Annotated in this window: 25 protein-coding genes; 6 read left to right on the top strand and 19 right to left on the bottom strand. The window is 61.7% G+C overall.

Annotated elements, in window-relative coordinates:
- The gene (locus tag JQ633_RS23245; protein ID WP_211987402.1) at window positions 1-1,086 is read right to left on the bottom strand and encodes a phosphotransferase family protein; all 1,086 of its coding nucleotides are present in this window, start codon (window positions 1,084-1,086) and stop codon (window positions 1-3) included.
- A 171-nt stretch (window positions 1,087-1,257) separates the two neighbouring features.
- Here JQ633_RS23245 and JQ633_RS23240 point away from each other — a divergent pair, with 171 nt between their 5' ends.
- A complete protein-coding gene (locus JQ633_RS23240; protein WP_211987401.1) occupies window positions 1,258-2,460 on the top strand; it encodes an iron-containing alcohol dehydrogenase in 1,203 nt (400 codons plus the stop codon).
- Between the two features lie 217 nt (window positions 2,461-2,677).
- On the opposite strand, the gene JQ633_RS23235 is transcribed toward JQ633_RS23240, so the two are convergent.
- The 3 genes from JQ633_RS23235 to JQ633_RS23225 all read right to left on the bottom strand — a co-directional run bounded on the left by JQ633_RS23235 (window position 2,678) and on the right by JQ633_RS23225 (window position 4,868).
- Complete coding sequence (locus tag JQ633_RS23235) at window positions 2,678-3,499, bottom strand: alpha/beta fold hydrolase (RefSeq protein ID WP_211987400.1); 822 nt, start codon at window positions 3,497-3,499, stop codon at window positions 2,678-2,680.
- Window positions 3,496-3,966: a 2,4'-dihydroxyacetophenone dioxygenase family protein gene (locus JQ633_RS23230; protein ID WP_211987599.1), complete on the bottom strand. Its 471-nt coding sequence runs from the start codon at window positions 3,964-3,966 to the stop codon at window positions 3,496-3,498. The genes JQ633_RS23235 and JQ633_RS23230 overlap by 4 nt, the downstream gene beginning before the upstream one ends.
- 194 nt (window positions 3,967-4,160) lie before the next feature.
- Window positions 4,161-4,868 carry a glutathione binding-like protein gene (locus tag JQ633_RS23225; RefSeq protein WP_211987399.1) on the bottom strand — a complete coding sequence of 236 codons (708 nt, stop codon included), beginning with the start codon at window positions 4,866-4,868 and terminating at the stop codon, window positions 4,161-4,163.
- 102 nt (window positions 4,869-4,970) lie between these two features.
- Between JQ633_RS23225 and JQ633_RS23220 the strand changes: the two genes are divergently transcribed.
- Window positions 4,971-5,837, top strand: a complete 867-nt coding sequence (locus JQ633_RS23220) for a LysR family transcriptional regulator (protein WP_211987398.1) — start codon at window positions 4,971-4,973, stop codon at window positions 5,835-5,837.
- A gap of 84 nt (window positions 5,838-5,921) precedes the next feature.
- On the opposite strand, the gene prpB is transcribed toward JQ633_RS23220, so the two are convergent.
- Genes prpB through JQ633_RS23205 form a run of 3 tightly spaced genes read right to left on the bottom strand, consistent with a single transcriptional unit; the run spans window position 5,922 to window position 9,605 of the window.
- Window positions 5,922-6,857 carry a methylisocitrate lyase gene (gene prpB / locus JQ633_RS23215; protein WP_211987397.1) on the bottom strand — a complete coding sequence of 312 codons (936 nt, stop codon included), beginning with the start codon at window positions 6,855-6,857 and terminating at the stop codon, window positions 5,922-5,924.
- Window positions 6,858-6,866: 9 nt separating this feature from the next.
- Window positions 6,867-8,045, bottom strand: coding sequence for a bifunctional 2-methylcitrate synthase/citrate synthase (gene prpC / locus JQ633_RS23210; RefSeq protein ID WP_211987396.1), 1,179 nt, complete (start codon window positions 8,043-8,045; stop codon window positions 6,867-6,869).
- Between the two features lie 15 nt (window positions 8,046-8,060).
- A complete protein-coding gene (locus JQ633_RS23205; RefSeq protein WP_211987598.1) occupies window positions 8,061-9,605 on the bottom strand; it encodes an MmgE/PrpD family protein in 1,545 nt (514 codons plus the stop codon).
- A gap of 204 nt (window positions 9,606-9,809) precedes the next feature.
- On the opposite strand from JQ633_RS23205, the gene JQ633_RS23200 reads away from it, so the two are divergent.
- On the top strand, window positions 9,810-11,219 hold the full coding sequence (locus JQ633_RS23200; protein WP_211987395.1) for a helix-turn-helix domain-containing protein: 1,410 nt from the start codon (window positions 9,810-9,812) through the stop codon (window positions 11,217-11,219).
- 156 nt (window positions 11,220-11,375) lie between these two features.
- Window positions 11,376-12,236: an AraC family transcriptional regulator gene (locus tag JQ633_RS23195; RefSeq protein ID WP_211987394.1), complete on the top strand. Its 861-nt coding sequence runs from the start codon at window positions 11,376-11,378 to the stop codon at window positions 12,234-12,236.
- On the opposite strand, the gene JQ633_RS23190 is transcribed toward JQ633_RS23195, so the two are convergent.
- The 12 genes from JQ633_RS23190 to JQ633_RS23135 form a co-directional block, all read right to left on the bottom strand.
- Window positions 12,233-12,937, bottom strand: coding sequence for an ABC transporter ATP-binding protein (locus JQ633_RS23190; RefSeq protein ID WP_349631594.1), 705 nt, complete (start codon window positions 12,935-12,937; stop codon window positions 12,233-12,235). The genes JQ633_RS23195 and JQ633_RS23190 overlap by 4 nt on opposite strands.
- A 7-nt stretch (window positions 12,938-12,944) precedes the next feature.
- Window positions 12,945-13,670, bottom strand: a complete 726-nt coding sequence (locus JQ633_RS23185; RefSeq protein ID WP_211987392.1) for an ABC transporter ATP-binding protein — start codon at window positions 13,668-13,670, stop codon at window positions 12,945-12,947.
- Window positions 13,667-14,653, bottom strand: coding sequence for a branched-chain amino acid ABC transporter permease (locus tag JQ633_RS23180; RefSeq protein ID WP_211987391.1), 987 nt, complete (start codon window positions 14,651-14,653; stop codon window positions 13,667-13,669). The genes JQ633_RS23185 and JQ633_RS23180 overlap by 4 nt, the downstream gene beginning before the upstream one ends.
- A gap of 34 nt (window positions 14,654-14,687) precedes the next feature.
- Window positions 14,688-15,557 (bottom strand): branched-chain amino acid ABC transporter permease, encoded by an 870-nt coding sequence (locus JQ633_RS23175; RefSeq protein ID WP_211987390.1) that lies wholly within the window; start codon window positions 15,555-15,557, stop codon window positions 14,688-14,690.
- Complete coding sequence (locus JQ633_RS23170; protein WP_211987389.1) at window positions 15,557-16,786, bottom strand: ABC transporter substrate-binding protein; 1,230 nt, start codon at window positions 16,784-16,786, stop codon at window positions 15,557-15,559. Before JQ633_RS23170 ends, JQ633_RS23175 begins: the two co-directional genes overlap by 1 nt.
- Before the next feature lie 46 nt (window positions 16,787-16,832).
- Window positions 16,833-17,441, bottom strand: a complete 609-nt coding sequence (locus tag JQ633_RS23165; protein ID WP_249159569.1) for a flavin reductase family protein — start codon at window positions 17,439-17,441, stop codon at window positions 16,833-16,835.
- Between the two features lie 5 nt (window positions 17,442-17,446).
- Window positions 17,447-17,806 (bottom strand): VOC family protein, encoded by a 360-nt coding sequence (locus JQ633_RS23160; protein ID WP_211987388.1) that lies wholly within the window; start codon window positions 17,804-17,806, stop codon window positions 17,447-17,449.
- Between the two features lie 25 nt (window positions 17,807-17,831).
- Window positions 17,832-19,700, bottom strand: a complete 1,869-nt coding sequence (locus JQ633_RS23155; RefSeq protein WP_211987387.1) for an AMP-dependent synthetase/ligase — start codon at window positions 19,698-19,700, stop codon at window positions 17,832-17,834.
- Between the two features lie 2 nt (window positions 19,701-19,702).
- Window positions 19,703-20,482: an enoyl-CoA hydratase/isomerase family protein gene (locus JQ633_RS23150; RefSeq protein WP_211987386.1), complete on the bottom strand. Its 780-nt coding sequence runs from the start codon at window positions 20,480-20,482 to the stop codon at window positions 19,703-19,705.
- A gap of 11 nt (window positions 20,483-20,493) precedes the next feature.
- Window positions 20,494-21,648: an LLM class flavin-dependent oxidoreductase gene (locus JQ633_RS23145; protein ID WP_211987385.1), complete on the bottom strand. Its 1,155-nt coding sequence runs from the start codon at window positions 21,646-21,648 to the stop codon at window positions 20,494-20,496.
- A gap of 239 nt (window positions 21,649-21,887) precedes the next feature.
- Window positions 21,888-22,655 carry a creatininase family protein gene (locus JQ633_RS23140; RefSeq protein ID WP_211987384.1) on the bottom strand — a complete coding sequence of 256 codons (768 nt, stop codon included), beginning with the start codon at window positions 22,653-22,655 and terminating at the stop codon, window positions 21,888-21,890.
- On the bottom strand, window positions 22,656-23,420 hold the full coding sequence (locus JQ633_RS23135) for an enoyl-CoA hydratase/isomerase family protein (protein ID WP_211987383.1): 765 nt from the start codon (window positions 23,418-23,420) through the stop codon (window positions 22,656-22,658).
- 351 nt (window positions 23,421-23,771) lie between these two features.
- Here JQ633_RS23135 and JQ633_RS23130 point away from each other — a divergent pair, with 351 nt between their 5' ends.
- A complete protein-coding gene (locus JQ633_RS23130) occupies window positions 23,772-24,404 on the top strand; it encodes an Lrp/AsnC family transcriptional regulator (RefSeq protein WP_249159568.1) in 633 nt (210 codons plus the stop codon).
- 264 nt (window positions 24,405-24,668) lie between these two features.
- Window positions 24,669-25,145 (top strand): DUF3788 domain-containing protein, encoded by a 477-nt coding sequence (locus JQ633_RS23125; protein ID WP_211987382.1) that lies wholly within the window; start codon window positions 24,669-24,671, stop codon window positions 25,143-25,145.
- The last annotated feature ends 175 nt before the right edge of the window (window positions 25,146-25,320 follow it).

Raw genomic sequence — 25,320 nt, 5'->3', positions numbered from 1 at the left:
TTAACCTTCAGATCCGTTTGAGACGTCGCGCGCGACCAATAGAATATCTTCGCCGAGAGCCGCGAAATCGGCATAGCGGTCGTCCTTCACCGCCCCATTCACCCATTGGCGGTGCAGTTGCAGAAACACGATGCCAAGCTTGAACAGTGCCAGAACGCGCATCGAAGGCAGGTCGTCGATGTCGGTTCCCGTCAGCGCGGCATAGTGCTGCGCAACCCTGGCGCGCCGCCAGAAGCCCGGATTTGTCGTTGGCATCTGCCGAAGACGATGCAACGCCGGCGGATCATTCGGCTCAGCCCAATAGCTGAGCAGCGTCGCCAGATCGAACAGCGGATCTCCGCGCGTTCCCATGTCCCAATCGACCAGCGCGACCGGCCCCAGCGTCCGTGGATCGAGGATGAGATTGTCGAGCTTGAAATCGCAGTGAAGCAGCGTCGGCGATCGCGCTCGAAACGTTTGCTGCAACAGCCAGTGTGAGGTGTCCCGCACCAGCGCCTGCAACGCAGCGCCATCGGCGACCAGCATCCCGCGCTTCGACCACCCGGCAATCGCACGCCCGATGAATCCTTCAGGCTGGCCGAGATCCTGGAGCCCCGCCTCGCACGCGTCGACACCGTGAAGCGCCGCCAGCGTCGCAACCAGCATTTCGGAGAGCACGTCCGGCGCATCGTCGCGCCCATCCAGCTGCGATAGATCGGTCCCGCGGATAACGAGGCCCGGTCGATATTCAATCAGTTGAAAGGGAACGCCGATGACGCTGCGGTCGTCGCAATGATGCAGGCCCCTCGGGACGAACGGGAGAGCATCGGAAAGTCGTGACAGGATGCGATGCTCGCGCGCCATATCGTGCGCACCCGGCGGCAGATCGCCATCCGGCGGACGACGCAAGACGGTTGGCTGACCGTCCACAACGACGAGGTAGTTGCGATTGGCAAGTCCGCCGGCAAAGCGCCGGATCGGCTGGGAGAGGTCCAGGCTCATGCCGCGGCCGTCCAAATAGCGCGCAAGGCGTGCCCAGTCGGACTGCGCACCATCCGCAGCCGACATCGAATCGGTGCCTATCAGCTCTGATCCGGCGTCCTCCAACTCGCGCTCCAATATCATTATTGTCCGACAATAAAAGAACGAAGCTGGAAGTCAAGTAGACTCATCGCCGAATATTCCACTACGCGCCATTGCCAAAGCCATTTTTGTCCGACAATAATTGAATACTTGGACCAAGAGTCAATCCGGCCACGACGAAGCAAGGCGCATACTATGACGACATCGTCCGCCGACCATCCCAAACACGCGGCGAACGTCGCTTCTGGCGGACTGGCCCTGCTGCGCCAGCCGTCAGTGCATTACGGCGCACATGCCGAAGACGCGGTCCAGCAGTTGGCGAAGGCCCGCAGTTCCACCCGTATCTTGCCGATCGTCACGTCATCATTGCTTGGCAATCCTGTTGTCGAAGCCACGCTCGCGCGCCTCGGACCATCGGCACTCCCGGTCTTCTCCGACCTCAAGCCGCACACGCCATTCGACGTCGTGCTCTCGCTCACCGAAACGATCGAGCGCCAAAATCCCGATCTGATCGTCGTCTTCGGCGGGGGCAGTGCAATCGACGCCATCAAGATCGCCGGCCTTGCGGCCAGTGCGAGAGTTCGGGATCGGGTCGCGTTGCTCGGGCTACGTTCAGTGCCCGACAGCCTCGGAGTCTTGCGCCCCTCTCCCGGAGCACGCAGTATTCCGATCATTGCCGTACCGACCACGCTATCGGCGGCAGAATTCGGCATCATCGCCGGCGCGACCGATGTCGAGAGCCGTGTGAAGCACATCTTCATGTCCGAGACCCTGGCGCCGGACATGATCGTTTACGATCCGTGGCTCGGCGCGCAGACCTCACTCGATCTCTGGCTGTCGACCGGCATTCGCTCGGTCGACCATGGAATTGAAACTGTTCTTTCCCGAGACGCCAATCCGTTTACCGACGCCCTCGCCGTGCGTGGACTGGCGCTGCTGCGCGAAGGCCTGAGTGCAGCGCACGCCGATCCTGCCGACATCGAGGCCCGTCATCGCTGCCAGCTCGGTACCTGGCTCTCAGGATCCAGCATCGGCCGCGTCCGCTACGGCGCCAGTCACGGACTGGGCCATCAGCTCGGAGCGATTGCAGGTGTCCCGCATGGCATGACCTCCTGCGTGCTGCTTCCCGCAGTCCTTGCCTTTAATGCGCCGGTCTCTGCCACACAGCAGGCCGAGCTCGCAGCAATATTTGGCGAAGCCGGCCAATCGGCGGCAGATGCAGTCCGCTATTTCATCGAATCGCTCGGTCTACCGACACGGCTGTCACAGCTCGGTGTAGACCTAAGCACCCTGCCCCGCGTGGCGGAGACCGGCCTCAACAACGCATTTGTCAAAGCAAATCTACGCCCGATCGAAGCGGCAGCTGACGTCATGACCATTCTTCGCGCGGCTTGCTGACACCGCCCGGACGGGAAGGCCGACTTCAATCAATGACCACCGCGGTCATCACCGCGCGCTTCCGGAGCGCATCAAACGACTTACGCCGCCCGTGCGCCTCCCTCAGGGCTCGGTGTCGAGGAAGACGCACGAAGCGGCGCACTGTGTCGTTATCGAATGGCGACGTCGATGATCAAATGCGGCGGCGCCGTAACCGGCGATCGCCGCATCGTGAACTTCAAGCCCCGGTAAAAAACCCGGCGAGAGCGCGAGCCACAGCCTGCGGATTGTTTTCCATCGGGATATGACCGGCTGCCTTGATCTTGATCAGCCTGCTCGCCGGAATTTCGCGAACGAACCGCTCGGCATAGTCGATCGTTTGGAACTGGTCGTCTTCGCCCCAGACCAGCAGCTTTGGCGTGTCCGACTGGCCGAGCTGGGGCAGGAGCTCGAGCGTATGGCGATGGTCGGCCGCGCCTGCAAGCGCCAGCCACGACCGCGCGACCCGCGGATCGGTCCAGGGCTGCAGATACTCCGTCATCTCGGCTTCGCTTGCCGGCCGCGCGAGCGCCTTGGCAACCGACTCGCGGCGCGCAGCCACAACGTCCTCGGTCGAGGTCGCGGCGGCGACTGCCGGGTCGCGGAAGCGGGCGACTGCCGGCGCGGGCCAGGAGTTGTACATGACGGCGTTCACGAGCGCCAAGCGTGACACCTCAACCGCGCCGCTTACCAGCACGTATTGTGCGACGCCGCCGCCAATATCGTGACCTGCGAGCATGATCGGTCCCTTATGGCCGAGAGCGTCGAGGAAACCGGGGATCCAGGCCGCCAATCGGGGAACCGATGCCTCGGCGCCTGCGAGCGCACCTCCGGATCGTCCAAAGCCCGGGAAATCGACGGCAACGGGACGCAACCCAGCCGCGGCGATTTCGTCGAGCACGGGCTGCCAGACACGGCTCCAATATGTGCCGTGAAGCATCAGCACCAGCGGGCCGCTGTCGCCGGAAGTGAGGTAGCTGATCGGAACTCCACCGACATCAACGGTTGCGCGCCTCGTCATCGGATTAGCTTCCCGATGTAGTCATCGCCGATTCCAACCTGCTTGTAGTGTCGAGTCACCTGTTCGAGCTTGGTGAAGGCGTCCTCGTAGCCGAGCGCAACGCCATGCGGATCGACGTAGGTGTAGCCGCTGGTGACGTGAAACAACGTCACCATCTCTTCCACATCATCCGGAACGACCAGCGTGTGGGTCTCGCCAGGCGGCTCGAAAACGTAATCGCCGGCGGATGAAACCCAGTCGTGCTCCAGATAGTGCCATCTGCCGCGGAGCGTGAAGCCGTGAACCGGGCCGGCATGACGATGGCGGGACACGACGCCCGAGGCACGCGCCCGGATCAGGTTGACGAAATAGCCCTGGCTGACGTTGAGCAGGAGCGGCTTGAACGCGACGCCGTTCGCTTGCGGCACCCACAAACGCTCGTCGCCACCGATTTCGAGGGCCGAAGCTATGAGCGTATCGGCGAGCATGCCCACAGGCTGCGGCAACTGGTAGGGGATCTTGCTGTAGTCGATCGATCGCCGCGCGGGTGCGGCAACGGTTTCAACAGGGTGTGTGACGGTCATGCTTTCTCCTCGCTTTGTGAAACAATGTTTGGATACGGGCTCGAATGTCGGGAGCGATCCGGCCCAGGATGAACAGCAGCGCGATCATCGTTGCGGCCTCAGGTCGGCGCTCGCCGGTGCGAAGCCGTTTGCCCGAACAGCACGGCTTTCGCGTTCTCGGTCACTGTCGGCTGCGTGTTGATCGTTCGGGCAAGGTCGTAGGCCCTGACCGTCGCGGGCCGCGCCTGCACGGCAAGGAACCAGCGCTTCAGATGCGGAAAGTCATCCAGGTTCTGCTGCTGCCGCTGGTGCGGCACGATCCAGGGATAGGACGCCATATCGGCGATCGTGTAGTCGCCGCCGGCGATGTACTCGTGGTCCGCGAGCCGCCTATCGAGCACGCCATAGAGCCGGTTGGTCTCGTTGACGTAGCGTGCCATGGCGTACGGGATACGCTCCGGCGCATACTGCACGAAATGATGGTTCTGCCCGGCCATGGGTCCGAGCCCTCCCATCTGCCAAAACAGCCATTGCAGCACGTCCGCGCGAGCTCGGACGTCACGCGGGATGAACCGCCCGGTCTTCTCGGCAAGGTAGAGCAGGATGGCGCCCGACTCGAAAACCGAGATCGCCTCCCCGCCTCCGGGCGGCTCGTGGTCGAGCAGCGCGGGAATACGGTTGTTCGGCGCGATCTTGAGAAACTCGGGCGCGAATTGCTCACCCGCCGAGATGTTCACCGCAATGATGCGATAGGGTAAGCCGCTCTCCTCGAGGAAGATCGTCACCTTGTGGCCGTTTGGCGTGGTCCAGTAATAGAGATCGAGCATGTCGTGCCGCCTCACCGATTGGCTTTGTCTCCCGTAAATTGGCGAGCTGGCTTTTCGTTGTGAATTCGCTAGAACTGCGCAGTCGATGTGAATTTTCGCACAATGGCCGACTGGGAAAACCTGAAGTCCTTCGCCGCCCTCGCGCGCAGCGGTACGCTCTCCGCCGCCGCACGTCTCCTTGCCGTCGAGCATGCGACCATCGCGCGCCGTATCGCGGCGCTGGAGCAGGAACTCGGACTGCGGCTGGTGGACCGCCGCGGCCGACAACTGCTGTTGACCGCGGCGGGCAAGCGCGTCGCCGGTCTGGTCGGGCCGATGGACGCGCAGGCTCAGGCGATCGAGCGAACGGCCAGCGGCGAGCGAGCCGAGATCTCCGGTGAAGTGACCGTCAGCGCAACCCCGGTGCTGGCGGCCACGATGTTGGCCGAGCCGATTGTCAAACTGCGCCGTTCGCACCCTGGGCTCACCATCCGAATACTCGCCGAGACCCGCTACTCGTCACTCAATCAGCGCGAAGCCGATATCGCTGTGCGTTTCAACCGGCCGCTCGAAGGCGATCTCACGGCTTCGAAAGTCGGCGCGGTGACATTCCATTTGTACGGAAGCCGGGACTATCTGGAAACCACCAGCGCTTCGGACTGGACGTTCATCGGCTATGACGAGGCTCTCGAAGGCGCGGCTCAGCAGGCCGCCCTTCGCCGGCTTGCGGGCGACAAGCCGCTGGCGCTCCGATCGAGCACACTCGAGCTTCAGCTTGCACTCGTGCGCGCCGGCGGAGGGGTCGCCGCGCTACCCGACTTCATCGCGGCAGCCGATCCAATCCTCGCACGGGCACGGCGGGACAAGATCGCACAACGCGAAGTGTGGCTGGTTTTTCATACCGACCTGAAGCGCTCGGCTCCGGTTCGAACTGTAGCGACCTGCCTGCGGGAATTTTTGCGTGAGAAGCTCGCGGCGGCTACCCGCTGACGCGGCAAGCGTCATCGTTCCGAGCTTGGCGACGTCCTGTAGCGCAAGTGACGCTTACCCTCCTGGAAGGCGAATATCGCTACCTCACCCCGGCGCGGACGTCTTCTGCGGCATGCCCTCGGGGATGATCGTCTGCACGATCGAGGCATCGAGCGCCTCGTAATCGTGCAACGCGATGGTGTCGTACAGCTCGACGCGGGTTTGCATGCGATCGACGACGTTATGCGTCCCGCCATCGCGCGCGATGGCTGCGTAGAGTTCTTCCTGCGCCTTGTTCGCGACCCGCAGCGACGATACAGGCCAGATCACCATGGCGTATCCCATGGCCTCGAATTCCGCCGCGGTGAAGAACGGCGTCCTGCCGAACTCCGTCATGTTGGCAAGCAGGGGAACGCCCGGCATGCGCTTCGCGAAGGCGCGGAACATCTCTTCCGTGTTGAGGGCCTCCGGGAAGATCGCGTCGGCCCCCGCCTCCATGTAGAGCCTGGCGCGGGCAACGGCCCCATCCAGGCCTTCGCTTGCAGCAGCGTCGGTGCGCGCAATAATCACGAGATCGCGCCGCGCCTTCGCGGCGGCCGCGACCTTTGCGGCCATATCATGCGGGTCGACAAGTCTCTTGTCGTTCAAATGCCCGCATTTCTTCGGCAGCAACTGGTCCTCGAGATGGAGGGCGCCCGCGCCCGCCTCCTCGAAGACCCGAACGGCGTGCATGACATTGAGAGCCTCGCCATAGCCGGTGTCTGCGTCCGCGAGCAGCGGCAATCCGGACGCTCGCACGATCTGGCGGATAAAGAAGCTCACCTCGTCCACGGTAATGATGCCGAGGTCCGGAAGTCCCATGGATGCCGTCATCGCCGCACCGGACAGGTACAGACCGGCAAATCCCGCCCGTTTGGCCTGCAGCGCGGCCATCCCATTATGGACGCCGGGAAGCTTCAGGATGCGCGGCTGCCTCAACAAGTCGCGGAATCGACGGCCGGCGGATTCGGAGGAGAGATCGGAAGCAACGAGGTAGGGCATGGGACCTCCTTATGCCGCGCGCACGGAAGAAGGCGAATGGCCGCGCAGTTCGATAGGCACGAACGCCAGATTCTCCGGACCTACGTAGTTTGCCGACGGCCGGATGATCTTGTTGTCCATGCGCTGCTCGATGATGTGAGCCGCCCAGCCGGAGGTTCGCGCGATCACGAACAGCGGCGTGAACATCGCGGTCGGCACACCCATCATATGGTAGGACACCGCGCTGAACCAGTCGAGATTGGCGAACATCCGCTTGGTCTCGGCCATCACGGCCTCGACGCGGTCCGCGATCTCGAACATCTTCATCGTGCCCGCCTCCGACGACAGTCGCCGCGCGACCTCCTTGATGATCCGGTTGCGCGGATCGGAGATGGTGTAGACCGGATGGCCGAAGCCGATGACAACCTCCTTCGCCGCGACACGGCGGCGAATGTCAGCCTCGGCATCCTCGACACCCTCGTATCGCTTCTGCACCTCGAACGCGACCTCGTTCGCGCCGCCGTGCTTGGGACCGCGCAGCGCTCCGATCGCGCCCGTGATTGCGGAATGAATGTCCGCACCCGTTCCCGCGATCGAGCGGGCGGTGAAGGTCGAGGCGTTGAACTCGTGCTCGGCATAGAGATTGAGCGATGTATGCATGGATCGGATGTGCGACTGCGCGGGCTTGCGTCCATGCAGCAGGTGCAGGAAATGTCCGCCGATCGTATCATCGTCGGTCTCGACATCGATCCGGCGGCCATTCTGCGCGAAATGATGCCAATACAGCAGCATCGAGCCGAGCGAAGCCAGGAGACGGTCGGCCACGTCGCGCGCGCCGCCATGGTTGTGATCCGGCGCTTCGGGCAGCACGCAGCCGAGCATGGAGACCCCGCTGCGCATCACGTCCATCGGATGTGCGGCCGCCGGAAGCGCCTCGAGTGCATTGCGCACGGCGATCGGAAGGCCACGCAGGCTCTTCAACTTGGTCTTGTAGGCCGCGAGCTCGGAGGATGTCGGCAGGCTGCCGTGAACCAGCAGATGCGCGATCTCCTCGAATTCACAGGTTTCCGCCACATCGAGGATATTGTAGCCGCGATAATGCAGATCGTTGCCGGTGCGGCCGACCGTGCAGAGTGCCGTGTTGCCCGCAACCACGCCGGACAGCGCGACGGATTTCTTTGCAGCCGGTCGTGTCGTTTCGGTGGTCATCGATGATCCTCCCGTCTATTCCGCGGCGACAGAACGGCCGGCGGAAGCGCGGGACCAATCGAAGATGCCCGCTGATTTCGCCGTCCCGAGTTGCTCGCGGTCGACAGTGAATGTGAGACCGGTCAGCTCCTCAGCCTTCAGGTCCGGCAAGCGCTCCACCAGGGCAAGGAAACGATCCTGTTCCTGCGGCGCAATGATGCCATCGGCGAGGCTGCGGAACTTGGCAACGTATTCGGGCCGGGCGAACGGGCGCGCACCGAGCGGATGGGCGTCGGCAACCGCGATCTCATCACTGATGGTGGAGCCACCTTTGAGCGTAATGACGACACGCCCGCCGAAGGCTTTCTCCCGCGGATCGTGGCTGTGATAGCGCTGCGTCCATCGGGGATCTTCAACCGTCGAGATCTTGTGCCACAGCGCCACCGTCTCGGGACGCGCGGCACGCTCAGGCGCGTAGGAGTTCTGGTGATGCCAACCGCCATCCTCCAGCGCGACCGCAAAAATATACATGATGGAATGGTCGAGCGTTTCTCGGCTGGCCGTCGGATCCATCTTCTGCGGATCGTTCGCGCCGGTGCCGATCACATGATGCGTATGGTGGCTGGTGTGAATGACGATACTCTCGATCCCGGAGAGATCACCGATCCGCGGTCGCATTCGACGCGCGAGGTCGATCAGGGCCTGGCTCTGATATTCTGCCGAATGTTCCTTGGTGTAGGTATCGAGAATGGCGCGCTTCGGCTCGCCCTTCTGCGGGAGAGAAACGCTGTATTCCGCCTTTGGACCCGAGAGCAGCCAGGCGATGAAACCGTCTTCGCCCTCCCACGCAGGCGACGGCGCCCCTTCGCCGCGCATCGCGCGATCGACGGCTTCGACCGCCATTTTTCCGGCGAAGGCCGGCGCGTACGCCTTCCAGCTTGAAATTTCGCCCTTGCGGGACTGTCGCGTCGTGGTCGTGACGTGCAGGGCCTGCTGCACGGCCTGATAGATCGTTTCGGTGGGGAGATCGAGCAGCGCCCCGATGCCCGCCGCGGCGGAAGGACCGAGATGCGCGATGTGATCGATCTTGTGCTCGTGCAGGCAAATGCCTTTCACGAGGTCGACCTGGATCTCATAGCCGGCCGCAAGCCCGCGAAGCAGCGCGCGACCGTCGAAACCGCAATGCTGGGCGACCGCGAGGATCGGCGGAATATTGTCGCCGGGATGCGAGTAATCGGCCGCCAGAAACGTGTCGTGGAAGTCGAGCTCACGGACCGCAACGCCATTAGCCCAGGCCGCCCACTCCGGCGAGAGCCGCTGCGACCGCGCCAGGCCGAACACGGTGGCGCCGGGCTCGATGGGATGTGCCAGTGCCTGCGCGCGGGCGCTGACGACGGGACGGCGCGCCAGCGAAGCCGCCGCAACGGCAGCATTGTCGATAATCCGATTGCCGATCATCTCGATCACCGCCGGCTCGACGGCGACGGAGTCGGACGCAACCTCGGCGATCCTCCAGGCAAGCTGTTCCGCTCTCCCAAGCTTTTCGGAGGATTTGTGCACTCGGACGATATGCGATTTCACGATCAGGTTCCTTTCGGATGACGTCTGGAGGCAGCTCGCGCAAAGCATGTGCCTGCTACTCAACACGATCTCAGCGAGCGGCAACGATGGCAGTCGCGCCCAGCTCAAGACGTTCAATATCGGCGCAATCTCGCATGGAAAAGGCTTGAAAGTGCACAAATGCACACTCTATAATATTGCGAATTGCAACTTGCGAACTTGCGAATGACCCCGGGAAAGCTCTTCATCGGACGGCGTGTCCGCGAAATTCGCGAAACCGCAAAGCTCACGCAGGGGGCCTTTGCGGAGCGGTTGGGAATCTCCACGAGCTATCTCAATCAGATCGAGAACAATCAGCGTCCAGTCTCGGCGTCCGTCCTGGTTTTGCTTGCAGATCGCTTCGGCATCGACTTCAGCTCCATTTCGGCGAACGACAGCGACCGCGTCATCTCGATGCTCACCGAGGCGCTGGCGGATCCCGTCTTTGCGCCCTACTCACCGGGCTTTCAGGAATTGAAGCTCGTGGTCCAGAACGCGCCTGGCTTCGCCCAGGCTCTGCTGAGCTGCCATCAGGCCTACCGTCGCAACAGTGAACAGCTCGCGAGCTTGGACGGGCACATCGGCAACTGGACGGTCGAGCCGACCGCTTACGAGGAAGTAAGGGACTTCTTCCATCTGGTCGACAACTACATCCACGAACTCGATGTTTCGGGCGAAAGCCTCGCGCTCGAGCTCGGCATTCCGAACAGCGATGCGAATGCTGCACTCGCCAAATATCTGGAGTCGCGACACGGCATACGAATTCGCAGGACCGATCCCGACGAAAGCGCGCTGAGGCGGTTCGATGCCGCGTCTCGCACGCTGTTTATCAATCCCTATCTGCCTGCCGCCACACGCAGCTTCCAATTGGCGCTTCAGATCGCGGCGCTGGAGCGGGAGGAGCAGACCGAAGCCATTGCGGGTCGCGCTGAGTTCCGCAGCGCCGATGCGCGAGAGGTGTGCAAGGCCGGCCTTCGGAATTATTTCGCAGGCGCCGTAGTCTTGCCTTACCAGCAATTTCTGACGACGGCGCGAGATCTGCGCCACGATCTCGAATTGATCGCGACGCGCTTCGGCGCAAGCCTGGAGCAAGTCGCGCACCGGCTTTCGACGTTGCAGCGCCCTGGACAAAAGGGTGTTCCCGTATTCTTTGCGCGCGTCGATCGGGCCGGAAACATCACCAAGCGCCACAGCGCGGCCAAGCTGCAGTTTGCCCGCTATGGAGCAGCGTGCCCGCTCTGGAACGTTCACCAGGCGTTTGAATCGCCAAGCCGCATCATTCGCCAGCTTGCCGAAACACCCGACGGGATTCGCTTTCTTTGCGTCGCGACCGAGTTGGCGAAGGGGCACGGCGGCTTCGGGATGCCGCGGCCGCGCTTTGCGATCGCCCTCGGCTGCGAAGTCTCCTACGCGCGGGAATTCGTCTACGCGGACGGGCTTGATCTGACGAGCAAGTCGGCCTTTGACCCGATCGGAATCTCCTGTCGCATCTGCGAGCGCGCCAACTGTCCGCAACGCGCAGTTCCTCCGCTGAAGAGCAAGCTGACGATTCACCGCAATCGCCGGGATATCCTTCCCTACGACATCTCGCACTGATCGGGATGCCGCCGGCTCACGTCACGCGCCATCTTTTCGGCTGGCCGCGGCCGGCCTGGAAAGCTATGCTCGGGCCGGAAAATCCTTGCGAGCCGACTTGCGATCGACCGCTCAAGATGTGGAAGGCTGATTTTCGACCCCAAGCGAGCGAACGCGATGCAGACATCCACTGCCGATGATGACTATGGTTTGCCGAGGCTCAAGCTTCCCGACCTTCGGATCAACTATACCCCGATCGATCCGGATCAGGTCGACCGCCCCGTCGCCGCCTTCTGCATCGAGACCGGGGAGAACGACGACGAACTGCCGCTGCACTCGCACGCGAAAGGGCAGTTGGTGGTGGCTTCGCGTGGATCGGTCATGTGCCGCGCGCCGGGTGGACTATGGATTGTTCCTCCACAAGGGGCGGTCTGGATACCCGGGGGCGTGCTGCACAGCAACTGCGTCTCCGATTTCGGCAAGATCTACGTTGTCTTCATCGAGCCTTCCGCGACCAAGCTTCCCGACTTTTGCTGCACATTCACGATATCACCTCTCGTTCGCGAGTTGATCCAACGCCTCGCGGCATTTCCGCCCCTGTATCCGATCGAAGGCCCGACCAGCCGGCTGGGCCGCGTCCTGCTCGATGAACTGGTGCAAATGTCGACGGAACAGATGTACCTGCCGATCTCCTCGGACAGCCGGCTGCAGCAGCTTGCTGCTTCGCTGCTGCATGAACCGGGAGACCGGAGCACACTCGACGAATGGGCAGCTCGTTATGCGATGAGCGAGCGCACGCTCGCCCGCCTGATCGTGAAGGAAACCGGAATGACGTTCGGTCGCTGGCGGCAGCGGCTCCACATCCTGGTCGCCTTGCAGCGCCTGTCCGCCGGAGCGTCCGTCCAGACGGTCTCGCTCGACCTCGGATACGAATCTCCGAGTGCGTTCATTACAATGTTCAAGAAGACCTTGGGAAAGAGCCCGCGGCGCTTCCTGGCCGAGCGCACAAAACTGACGGGACTTCAAACTTTCGACTAAAGCCCCAGATAGGCACGCCTTACATCCTCGTTGGAAAGCAGGTCTTGCCCGCTTCCCTCGAGAACGACGCTTCCATTCTCGAGGACGTACCCTCGATTTCCGATGGAAAGGGAGCTCGCCACGTTCTGCTCCACGAGGAGGATCGTGATCTTGTCGTCATGCAGCCTTTTGACGACGTCGAACATCACGGTGGTGAGCGCGGGCGACAGCCCGATCGACGGTTCATCGAACATGATCATCTCCGGTTCCGACATCATCGCCCGGCCGATGGCAACCATCTGTTGCTCGCCGCCCGAGAGTGTTCCCGCCGACTGTCGTCGCCGCTCATCCAGGCGCGGAAACAATTCGTAGACGCGCTGCAAATTGGCGTCTCGCCGCCCGCGCGCCCGCTTGAGCGACCCTCCAATCACCAGATTGTCCTCCACCGACAGATTCGCAAATACCTCGCGGCCTTCGGGGACCTGGGCGATTCCGAGCTCGCAGATCTCCCAGGGGGACATGCCCACGATGTCTTTGCCGCGCCAGACAATCCGGCCACTTGCTGGACCGACGATGCCCGCAATGCTGCGGATCAGGGACGTCTTTCCCGCGCCATTGGCTCCTATCACGCAGATCAGTTCTTCCGCCTGCACGACGAGCGAGACACCGTTCAGAGCAGCCGATCCGGCATAACTCACGTTCAAGCCTTCGACGGCCAACACGGGTTCTCTAGCCACGGAAGCCGTCTCCCAGGTATCCCGCAAGAACTTCGGGATGCTTCACGATATACTCCGGCATGCCCTCGGCGATCTTCGCGCCGTGGTGGAGAACCACGACGTTCTCGGCCGCCTCCATCACAATTCGCATGACATGCTCGACGAGCAGGATCGTCAATCCGCGTTCAACCAGACGACGAAGAACGCGAACGACGGATGCCGCCTCGGTCGGACGGAGCCCCGCCATCACCTCATCGAGCAACAACAGGCGCGGTCGCGTCGACAGAGCTTTTGCTGTTTCGAGCATTTTTCGATCGGGAAGCGTCAGCTGGCCGATCGACGCATGCGCTTTTGATGCAAGGCCAACCGTCTCCAGCATCTCCAAGGCAGTTTCTCTCGCTTCCGGAACTTTCCTCGTCCAACTGAACGCGCCGACCATTGCGTTCTCCAGCACGGTCATATCGCGCATCGGTCGGACGATCTGAAACGTTCGCCCAATACCCAGACGGCATATCGCCTCGGCGCGTTGCCCGGAGATCATTCCTCCTTCAAAGCGTATCGTGCCGGCGGTCGGCCGGAAGGCGCCGGCTATCATATTGAAGCATGTCGTCTTGCCGGCCCCGTTGGGACCCACGAGCGCCGTGATGGAGCGTTCCTTCAAGCTGAAGCTGACGTCGTCGACCGCGAGCAAGCCGCCAAAACGCTTAGAAACATGACTAAGCTCGAGAAGCGCCGTCACTGCCTGACCTCCTGGGTCTGAACAATCTGGCTGCGAATGGACGGTAATCTCTTTTGCGATCTGAAGCGGCCAATCAGTGCCGGCCACACGCCATCCGGCAGGAACCAGACGACAGCGATGAGGACGATGCCGTAGGCGACATTGTTCAAGCCGGGAATCCCGATGGAGTCGCTGAATGCGCTCATCAGATGGTCCAGGGGAATGATGATGAGCGCTCCGATCAGCGGACCGAACGCCGTTCCCAAGCCGCCGACGATCGGCCCGATCAGGACGTCGATCGAAATCCCCATTCCCATGATCGAGTCGGGAAAGATCGATCCTTGAACCAGGGCCAGGAGGCCGCCGCCAACCGCCGCCCAGGCGCCGGAGATCGATACCACCAGAACCTTGTGGAGGAAGGTCCTGACGCCGAGCGCCCTGGAGGCATCCTCATCGTCGCGCATCGCCCGCCACACGTAGCCCAGGAAGGATTTCCTGATCAGCGCCGTCACGCCGACGCCGATCGCAACGGCGCCGAGCGCGACGAAGTAGTAGAAGCGAGCGCCTCCGCGTAGCATCAGCAGGGAGCTCTCCCCGGATTGAGCCGGAAAGAACAGACCCTGCATCCCGCCCACGAACTCCCAGCCGCTGAACATCACTCGGGCAAATTCCGCCGCGGCGATGGTCAACAGCCCGAAGTAGATTCCGCGCACCTCGAAGCGAAAGCTCAACCAGGCCAGCGCGGCGCCCACCGCGCCGGCGATCGCGGATCCCACGAGCAATCCCAACCACGGGCTGAGGCCATACTTGATATCCAGCACCGCAACAGAATAGGCACCGATTCCGACAAATAGCGCGTGGCCGATGGATAGCTGCCCGCCGAGGCCAAGCATGAGGCTCCAGGATTGCCCGATGAAGGCAAACAGGAACACGATCGTCAGCAGCGAGATCAGGTATGAGTTGAACACGGCCCCGAGCAGCGCGAGTGCCGCGAACAGTACCATGGTCCCAGCCACGGCGGCGAAGTCAGGACGAGACTCAAACCTCTTTTGCACCGAAGAACCCCTTGGGACGCAGAATGAGCACCACGATGAGCAGAGCGTACGACAGGGCGGTCTTCATCGACGGTGCAAACAACAGCGCGGCAACCGCCTCGGTCACGCCGATCGTCAAGCCGCCGATCAGCGCCCCGACGAAACTTCCCAGTCCTCCGACAATAACGGTAACGAACGCCAGCAGTGTAAAATCGACGGCGAGATACGGCTGCGCATCAAACAGAGGCGAAATCAAAGCTCCGGCGAAGCCGGCACACGCGGTGCCGATTCCAAACGTGATCGCGTAAATCTTCGGAATTGGGATTCCGACGATCAGCCCTCCGAGCCGATTGTCGGCGGCCGCGCGAATGTATCGGCCGAATAGCGAGTATTTGAGAAACGCTGCCAGCGCCAGGATCAGAACGGTCGTGGCACAGGCGGCCTGCAATCGGGCGAGGTCGATCCGAATGCCTCGCAGCGAAATCGTCTCGAACGACAATTGCGACACGGAGGGCCGGGGGTCCGGCCCGAACCAGATCAGCTGGATGCCGGTGAACAGGAGCGAGATGCCGATGAACAGAATGAACTGGACGTGATGCGGCCGGGTGACGAACCGCGTCACCACCGCGCTTTCCAGGCAATAACCAACCCCGAACATCAGGACGCCGGCCAGCAGCGCAGCCAGGATCGTCGGCATTCCCCACCAAAGTCCGGTACAGTATCCGACGTACAGGCCGAACACGACCATCGCACCGTGGGCAAAATTCACGACCCTGATCACGCCGAAGATGATGGTGAGGCCGAGTGCGATCAGCCCGTATACGAGGCCGATCAGGACCCCGCTTATCACCACGTTTGCCCAGAGCAGCGCCATCACCGGGCCTCGAATGGCTTGAGCGGATACTGCAAGCTTGCGTCGGCGATAGCGCGAGGCGAAATGACTTTCGGGCTGCCGCCCTGTCCCTGCAGCATGGTGACGGCGCTATTGATGTTCTGTCCGCTGCCGTCGAACTTGATCTTGCCGCAATACATCAGGATGGGATCCATATCGGTCTTCTTGAGAGCGGCGTGGATGTCCGCGGAGACCGACGAATTTGCCCGGACGACGGCGTCGGCGACGATCTGGACCGCCTCGAAGGCGCATCCGGAATTGGCATCCAGCCACTCATTGGGATAGCTAGCCTCGAAGCTCTTGATGATTGCGGCGGTATCCGGCGCTTTCGGGTTGTACCAGACCGTCGACAGGATCGCGCCGTCGCCATATTTGCCGAGCGCGTTGTAGTACGCCTTGTCCTGTACGCCGTTCGAGTTCGGCGAAAAGATCAGCTTGGGATTCCATCCCTGCTTGATGCATTCGCGGGTGATCATGATCGCGTCGTTGACGCGCGTCACCGACACCAGGGCGTCCGCTCCCGACGCCTTTGCCTTCGCGACTTCAACGGAAAGGTCCCTCGCCTTTTCGTCGTAGGGAACGTACTCGGCGATCTTCAGGGGCACATCGACCTCTTTCCACGCCTGGTCGATGCTCGCGGCCGTCGACTGCCCCATCGTATTGTTGAGATGCAGCACTGCGGCAGTCTTGGGCGGATTGTCGACGCTGGAAAGGATCGACTTCAACTCGAGCAGCGACTGCCGAACGATCGTCAGCGACGTCGGATAGAAACGGAATACCTGGGTGAAGCCCTGCGAGGTGACCTGTGTGGCGCTCGCGATGTGCACCACCATGGGCACCTTGGCGGCTTCGGCCGCTTGCAGGGCGGAGATGGTCGCCCCCGAGTCCCATGCTCCGATGAGCACGGTGCAACCCTGCCTGATGAGGTTATCCGCGGCGATGCGGCCGTTTTCGGGCTTGCTCTGCGTATCCGCGTGTACAATCTCCATCTCGACGCCAAAGCGTTCCTTGGCGAACCTGGCTCCGACGTTGATTCCACGCACGCAGGCCTGACCCGGGAAGGCCAGCACGCCGCTGCTGGGCATGATCGAACCGACCTTGACCGTGCGGGACGCAGCCCTCGCGTGCCATGGCATCAAACCGGCGGCGAGGCCAACTCCACCGCCGAGAACGGTCCGCCGCGTCAAATCCTTGTTGAAGGTGTCCCCCATCTGCATTCCTCCCTGTATGGATGTTGATTAGCTTCCCGAAGCAGGCTCAGCGGCCCGCTTCGGGAAGGACTTGTGGAACTGCGAACCTGCCTTGCCGGTAGATGAGACCTTCGTAATTGTCCCGATGGACCTCGCCTAAGACCGCACCGAAGAACACCGTGTGGGTTCCCACCGGATGCATGCCGATCACCTGGCAATCGAAACTGCACAGCGAACCGATCAGGATGGGCGACCCCGACACCAGTTCCGCCCACCTGCCTTCGCTGAAGCGGATATCCCCTTTGCTTCCATCCATCCCCGCGAACTTCTGCGCGAGGTCCACATCGCCGGCGGTCAACACGTTCCAGCCGAAGCATCCGGTCCGGACGATCGTGTCGTGCGCGCCGGCCGACTTGTTGACGCAAACCAGGACGGTCGACGGGTCGACCGACAGCGATGATGCGGCGGTGACGGTCAGGCCGTGCCGTTCCGGCGCGCGGCCCGACGTCACGATCGACACGCTCCCGCTGACATTCCTGAGCGCCGTCTTGAAGGAAGCGCTATCGATCAATCGAGCACCTCCGAGGCCCTTTGTCGGGTCCGCCGACATCAACTCGTTCGTCACGTCCAACTCCGCGAAATGGCGTCGAGGCTTCTGCAGGATTCCTGTGCGCATGGCGGCTATTCATTCGGTTTGGTGGCGGCCTCGAAGAACTGGATCACGTTGCCGTCCGGATCGCGGACCTGCGCCACACGTCCATGGCTGCCCATGTCTCGCACGGGGGCTATCAAGGTCGCGCCCGCGGCGACGACTCGATCGAGGACCGGCTCGAGGTGGTCGACCTCGAAGACCACGACCGCATTCGTGGATGGCGTAGAAGCAGACTCTTCGAGCCCCGAAACACAGAAGGCCGCACCTTCGGTCCGGAACTGGATCCAGCGCTCACCATCCGCAAAGCGGATCGAAAGGCCCGCCTTCGCATAGAACTCGGCAAGCCTCGCCGGATGACTGGCCGTGAGATAGACGTGCTTTACCTTCATGACGCACCGATCCTTTCCGCCCGGGCTAACCAACCTGCGCCTTGATCAACCTCTCCTCGGATTCGTCATAGAGTGTATCGATCAGCGCCTGATATCGCTCCATCAGCTGCTTGCGGCGCTTCTTTCGCGTCGGTGTCATGACGCCGTTCTCCGGGGACAGCTCCTCGGGGAGGATACGGAAGGCCTTGATCTGCTCGGCGCGCGCAAGGCGGTTGTTCGCCTTCGCGACCTCTCCTTCGATCATCCGTATGACGATCTCCGATTCCGCGAGGTCGGCATATTGCCTGACATCGGCATCGCGCGACCTGGCCCAATCCAACGTCGCGGTGGCATCGACCTCGATGAGGGCGGTCAGGTATTTCTTGCCCTCGCCGATCACGGCGGCTTCGGAGATATACGGGCTCTGGCGGATCTCATTCTCGATCTGGGTCGGACTGACCGACTTTCCGCCGGAGGTGTTGATGATCTCCTTCTTCCGATCGACCAGCTTGAAGCTTCCGTCCTGCCCGATTTCGGCGATATCGCCCGTATACAGCCACCCGTCGCGCAGAGCCGACTTCGTTTCTTCGGGCTTGTTCCAATAGCCCGTGAACAATCCTGGTCCTCGAACGATCATCTCGCCGTCTTCGAGCACCGCGGTTTCCCAGGCCGGATCCCGCACCGGAATGCCCACGCTACCGGCTTTCGGCCAGTCCTCCATCTGGACGAGATTTCCTCCGACCATTTCGGTCTGACCGTAGCATTCCTTGAGATTCAAGCCCCACAGCTGCCAGAGCGTCATGACCTCCGACGGCATCGGAGCGGACGACGTATAGGCGATCTTCAATTCGTCAAAGCCGACCTCCGCCAACAAGGGACCGAAGATGTGCCTGCGACATGCCGCGAACAGATCGCTCAGATACTGGTCCGGTGCCCGCCCCGCTTGCCGATCGTCGAGCGCCTTGCGCGCGATCCGCATCGCCAACTGGTAGTCTTTCCTTTGTTTGGGGCTCGCCGAGTGAACCATGCTGAGGATCTGGGTCGCAAATCTCTGATAGAAGCGCGGCGGAGCCATGTAGTAGGTCGGCTTGGCTTCCCGGATGGTCTGCGCGAAGGCGGCGGTCGTTTCCCCGAAGTGGGGAACTGCTCCGGACAACAGCGGCAATGTGGTTGCCTGGGCTCGCGCGACGGTATGCGACATCGGCAGATGGACCACCAGCCGATGAATTTCCGTCCGAATGGTCGGATGGAACGTCGTCTGAACGTGACCACCGGCGAGCAACGACAGGTGCGTCAGCATGGCGCCTTTCGGATACCCCGTCGTACCCGACGTATAGCCGATGCTCGCGAGCTCGTCGGTCTTGGCAACCGCGACCTGTTCGCGGAGAAAGGCGTCGCAATCGAGCGAGATTGCCCCGCAGAATTCTGCAAGCGAGACGACGTTTCTCGCACTGCCTTCTTCTGACCAGGACGGATCCATCACGACGATTTTGCTGAGAGCCGCGGCGTTGTTGGCGGCAAGCAGCGTACGCAGTTGCGACGCATCTCCCACGAACGCGAATCTGGCCCCGGAATCGCCGAGATAGTAATCCACCTCCTCGACCGATGACGTGAAGTACACTCCCACCGTCACGGCGCCGGCGCACATGGTTGCCATGTCGGCGAGCAACCATTCCTGGGACACGTCTCCCATGATGGCGACGCGGTCGCCGCGCGCCAGCCCCGCCTGCTGCAGGGCACCCGCCAGGCCGCATACCTTGGTCGCATAGTCCTGCCACGACACCGATATCCATTCACCGGCACGCTTCTGGCGATATGCGACGGCCGTTGGCCGCTCGATGCGTCGGGCTTGCAGAAGCTGCGGAAGGGTTACCGAGGCAAGCTGCGCGCCCGACGTGATGGACGCTACGTTCATGTTCACCGCTCCGCGAAACGCCTGCGCTTCTCCGCAAAGGCCGCCACCGCTTCGCGACGCTCGGGCGTGGCGAACGTCAGGGTCTCCAGTGCGGTGGACGTATCCAGCAGCAGATGAGCGAATTCCTTGACGATCTTGTTCACCGAGTATTTGGTCCAGATGATCGCCTCTCGCGGCCCGCTCGCCAGCATTTCCGCATATTCGATCGCCACCTCGCGAACGTCCCGATCGGAAACGGCCTCATTGATCATGCCCATCGAGACGGCTTGCTCGGCGGACACGAAGGCACCTGTCATGAGATAATGCTTGGCGCGAACTGGACCGATCAGAAGCGGCCAGATCACCGCGCCGCCATCGCCTGCCACGACGCCAGCGGTGACATGGGTGTCGGCAAATCGGGCGGTCGATTGCGCGAAGATGACATCGCACATCAGGGCGAGCGTCGCACCAAGGCCGACGGCCACGCCATTGACGGCAGCGATGATCGGAGCCTCCACCTCGAGCATGTTGCGGATCAGGTGGCGTCCACCGCGGGTCGGCGACGGAATTGGGCTCTTGTCGAGGGTCTTCTGATCGCCACCCGAGCAAAAGCCGCGGCCAGCTCCGGTCAGCACGATCGCTCGAACCGACTTGTCGCGATCGAGATCGACGAAGACCTGCTCGAGCTCGTCATGCATGTCCCAATTGACCGCATTGAGGATCTCGGGGCGGTTCATCGTGATGACCGCAACACCGCTCGGGCGCTTCTCGATCAGAAGATACTGGTACTTCGATTCTGACATGGATCTGTTCCTTAAACTGCCTTCTTCGATGGCTCGGAGTTCTGCGGCCGCATTGCCCGGATCTTGTCGAGGATTTCCTCGGTGGGCCGGACAACGTTGTTTTTGTCGTTGAAGTGCGGGATCACGTAGCGCCCGACCATGTCGATGGCTTCCATGATCTTGTGATGCGGCACCGAATCCAGGTGCAGGAGCACCTCGTCGACACCGAGCGCCTCATACTGCTCGATCTGGCGAATGACGGTATCCGGACTCCCGCATACGGTCGTGGCCGAGTGATTCAGGAGATAGTCCCAGTCCCGACCGGCGCGCTCCATCGATGGAATGCTTTCGCTCATGTAGGAGTAGTCGTCCGCGAGCTTGGCGAGGCGCGGGTATGCATCCGTCGAAATTCGCGCATAGTGCATGAGCGGTTCGGCGTAATCTTCCCTTGCCTTCTCATCCGTTGGCCCGATTCCGAGGAAGAGCGGGATGCCGACGCGAGGACGATCAAGCGGCCCCTGCTCGTCGCGTTTCCAGGATTTGCGATAGGCGTCGAGCAACTTCTTCTGGACTTCCCAGCCCTGATAGATCGAGTGACTCATCACGGCCAAGCCCTCGGCTCCCGCCCAGTTGTGGCTGCGCTCGCTCGTGGCGGCGACGCCGATCACCGGGTGCGGCTTTTGAACCGGCTTCGGCACGAGTTGGCGCGGAGGAATTTGGTAATACTTGCCTTCAAACGTGAAAATGTCTTCCCGCATCGACTTGCGGAGCAGCGCGATGCCCTCCTCCATCTGCGCAAGGGTCTCGCTGGGATCGACATTGAATGCCCGCATGGCGATCGTCGTATTTGCGCGGCCGCCATAGAACTCCATGCGGCCGTGCGACAGGATGTCGGTGACCGCCAGGCGCTCCGCCGAGCGAAGCGCGTGATTGATGCGCTGAGGCATGAGGGTGACGGCGGAACGGAGTTTCACCCGCGACGTCACCGCTGCGAGATATCCGTAGACGACCTCGGGCGCTGAGCTGGAAATGCCGCCGAGCGCAACATGCTGCTCGGAGAGCGCGACGCAATCGAAGCCGACTTTCTCGGCAAGCCGGACTTCATCGACGAGTTCGTGAAGCCGGCGCGAGTAGCTCTGCCCGACCTGGGTTTCCTGCTCCGACCAGAACCCAAATTTGAGTGCCATTCTGCTGTCCTTCCGGTGTAGCTGATGGACGAAACAATGTTACAGAACGGACGAAATTTTCCTCCGAATGCGCCTCGCCGAGGCGCGACTTTCCGTATTTTGTGCTGTCGAGAGCTTGCACCGGTGTCGCCGCTGCATGGAGCGCCCAACCCTCGTCAGGGCTTACAGAGATAAAGACGAACTCGTCCGTTCAAGCGATTGCGCGCCTGTTGAGCCGGATCGGAAAGTTTCGTAGCGGGTCAGGCTTTGAATGCGTCGACCAGCAGGCCGGCGATGCGCTCGAGGCAGCTTTCACCGATCGCAACCGTCGACCCACGCGGATCTCCGATGATCCCGTTCCGGGTGACGGAGGAAATGCCGTTCTTCCACATCAGGTCGAGCTGGTCCGGCGAGAGCAAGCCGATATGACCGGGTTCGAAGCGATCCGTACGGACGCTGTCCGGACGAATTTTCATCATCAGCGATGTTTCGGCGATGTCGGCGTGCCCGCCCACCGCAGCCGGGTCTCCGCCGGCGTCGGCAACCGCCTCTCGCCACGCTGTCAGCCACGCCTCGGAATCGACGAAGGCGTCGATCCGCGCGCTCTTCCCTACACTTCTCCGAAGGCGTGGCAGCATGTCCCTCAGGACCGGGAAGTTGCCGATATGACCGGAGAAGAAGATGATCCTGGAGAAGCCGTGCCGTACAAGGCTGGCGCAATAGTCCGAGCACATCGCCTCGAATGTCTCAGGGCGGATCGATATGGTGCCGGGAAACGTAAGGTGATGCGAGGAGCAGCCAACCCTGATCGTCGGCGCGATCAGCGTTCGGCCAAGGCGGCGGGAAACCAAATTGGCCAGGGCCTCCGCATGATCTGCATCCATGCAAAGCGGCAGGTGAGGCCCGTGTTGCTCCACGGCTCCGCAAGGAACGACCACGGTGTCGAACCCGCTCCTCAGGGCCGTCGAGACATCCTCGAATGTCATCAGCTCAAGGCGCAGATCGCCCGTCCGTTCCGGCTTGCTCATTCAGACCTTCCCGCTCTTCGCCAGAAAACGAGCCCTGGCGTCCGCAGAACTGTCCTCGTCCAGATACACCGCGAGGTCGCCGATCGTCATTGCGTCGAGCTCGTCGTCGCTCATCAGGCCCGTCAGATTCAACGAACGTTTGATCGCAGCGAACAGCTTTGCGTCCTTGCTTCGGAGTTGACGGCAAATCGATATGGCTCTGTCGGTTACCCCGTCCGTGTCGACGACTTCGTCGACGGCACCGACCTCGAGTGCCTTTGACGCATCGATCAACTCGCCCCGATACAGTAGCTGCTTGGCGGCGCGCTGGCCGAGCTTTTGCGCCGCCTGACGCATGCCCTTAACAGCGGGGAGCAGCCCATGATTGATCTCCGGAAATCCGACCTGGCATTCGGGGTTCGCCACCACGTAATCCGCATGCAGCAAAAACTCGAAAGCTCCCCCTACGGCATAGCCGCGAACAGCGCAGACGAACGGGCCTGGGTATCTTTCCATTTCACACAATAGCGCGTGAAACGTCTTCAGCCGCGGCGTTGCCACCTCGACGGTCGAGACCTCCTTGATGTCGCCACCGGCGCTGAAGAAACGATTCCCGCGTCCCGTAAGGACTATGCCGGGCGGTGTCTGCTCGCGTGCGAAGGACCGCATTCGGTCCACAAGGTCAGAGATCAAATCGATATTGAGGGCGTTCGCCGGTGGACGATTCATCGTCATCACCGCCACATCGCCTTCGCGCTCCACGGGAAGAATGTCGGAGTTTGCCATGTTCGCAAGCTAACCAGAATCGCCTTCCGTGATCTGCCGAATTCTCCGCCCATGTCTCAATGTGGCGACACAAATAAGCGCCACAGCCTGCGGAACCCGCACATTCTGCGGCCTGACATGAACCTCGATTTTCTACCTGCGATCGACATCGCGTTCGATTGCGACGTCCGCGGAGCGGCACATCGCAACGACGGCCAGATTGTCAGTTTTTAGATACAAGTCGGCATTTTGTCGAAATTCCGCACCTTGGGGAATCGTTAGCATCTCTGTCATCGAGATGTCACCACGCGAGGGGAACGCGTGGGGCCGGGCCTCGATGCCGTAACGCTTTGCCCATGGGAGGACTACGCTATGACCGTGATGGCTCTCGACAGAATCGATATCAAGATCCTGAATGAGCTGCAGCAGAACGCGAGCCTGACCAATGTCGAGCTCTCCGCCCGGGTCAACCTCTCTCCCTCGCCCTGCCTCGCCCGGGTCCGAAACCTCGAGAAGCTCGGCGTCATCGATCGCAGGATTGCCGTGCTCGATGCATCCGTGCTCGGCTTGGGTGTGACTGCATTCATCCAGGTGAAGCTCGAAAAGCAGGTGCAGCACTCACTCGATAGCTTCACCCGCGCGATCGATCGGATGGGCCAGGTGATGGAATGCTATCTCATGACTGGTGATAGCGACTACCTGCTTCGCGTCATGGCGTCGGACATCGAGGACCTCGAGGATCTCATCGTGAACAAGTTATCGCGGATCCCGGGCGTCTCCAGCATCAAATCCAATCTTGCCCTGAAGAAGATCTCGCACAAGACGGTGCTTCCCATTGACACGACGCGTCCGGTTCAGATCAGACCGTGTCAATCCACAGCCAGAAATGGCGAGAGAGCGGCGAAGGGGAGATATGACGCTTCTAGTTTTCCCGCAGGGTCCGAGCATAGCGTGACGTTCGGAGTGTCGCACGCCGATGAACCGGCTGGATTTGGCGCGAGCTGACGCACCAAGCCTCCGCTCAGATCCGCACGCGCCTCGCTGAGCAGACAAGTTCAAATTCCGGTCAGCATGCAGGCGCCTGTCCTGCAGGAACGGACCGAGAGTCCACATTCCATGTCCTCAAATCCAGCGGCCGCATTTCCGCTTTGACGGGCAGCCCGCCGATGCTCCAATGCTGGAGGGAGGTCCGCGACAGAACTTCCGACTGTGCGGCGGAAAAAACGTCAGGCGCAACACAGCCTGAAACGCGGGACCATGGAAGGCGGCATGGAACAGGTCTCTCCCCAGATCGGTGACAGGATCACCAACAGGTCGGCACCGCCCGATGATAGCACACTCCGCAGCTGGATCGGACCACGCGCGTTCAAGCACTGGACTCTCCTGCAGAACTGGATCGACGAACTCTACCCCGATATTTTCGCACCCGAATGGCTCTATGGCGGCAAGAAGCGCGGCTGGTCCTTGCGCTACAAGCAGACAAAGGCGTTCTGCACCCTCCTGCCGGAATACAAGCGGATTTCGGTCGTTGTGGTCCTGGGGCGAGCGGAGCGAGAGAAATTTGAGGAGCGGCGTCATGCATGGCGCTCGCAGTTGGTCAGGCTTTACGACGAAGCAAAAACATACCCGGACGGGAAATTCCTGACGGTTGCCATCTCATCGGCAGATGATCGGCATGATGTGACGGAGCTTTTGACTATGAAGCGCCCTCCACCGGCGCGCGGTCGAATGTCACGGAAATCCTAGGTTTCGCGACGCACCGGGAATGCAGCACCGCTCGCGCGCCCTGAGCGGAGCATCGCGGCGCATTCCTCGTTGCTATAGAAACCATTCATTCCGAATATTGGAAAGCCTCGCTCCGTGCTGCGATCAATCCGCAGCACTTTCGCGGACTTCATGAGTGACGTTGATCGTCTTATCG

Origin of the sequence: Bradyrhizobium tropiciagri, from assembly GCF_018130505.1 — a bacterium.
Lineage (GTDB): Bacteria > Pseudomonadota > Alphaproteobacteria > Rhizobiales > Xanthobacteraceae > Bradyrhizobium > Bradyrhizobium tropiciagri_B.
The sequence above is the reverse complement of the archived record's forward strand: the minus strand, read 5'-3'. Positions and strand labels throughout refer to the sequence as shown.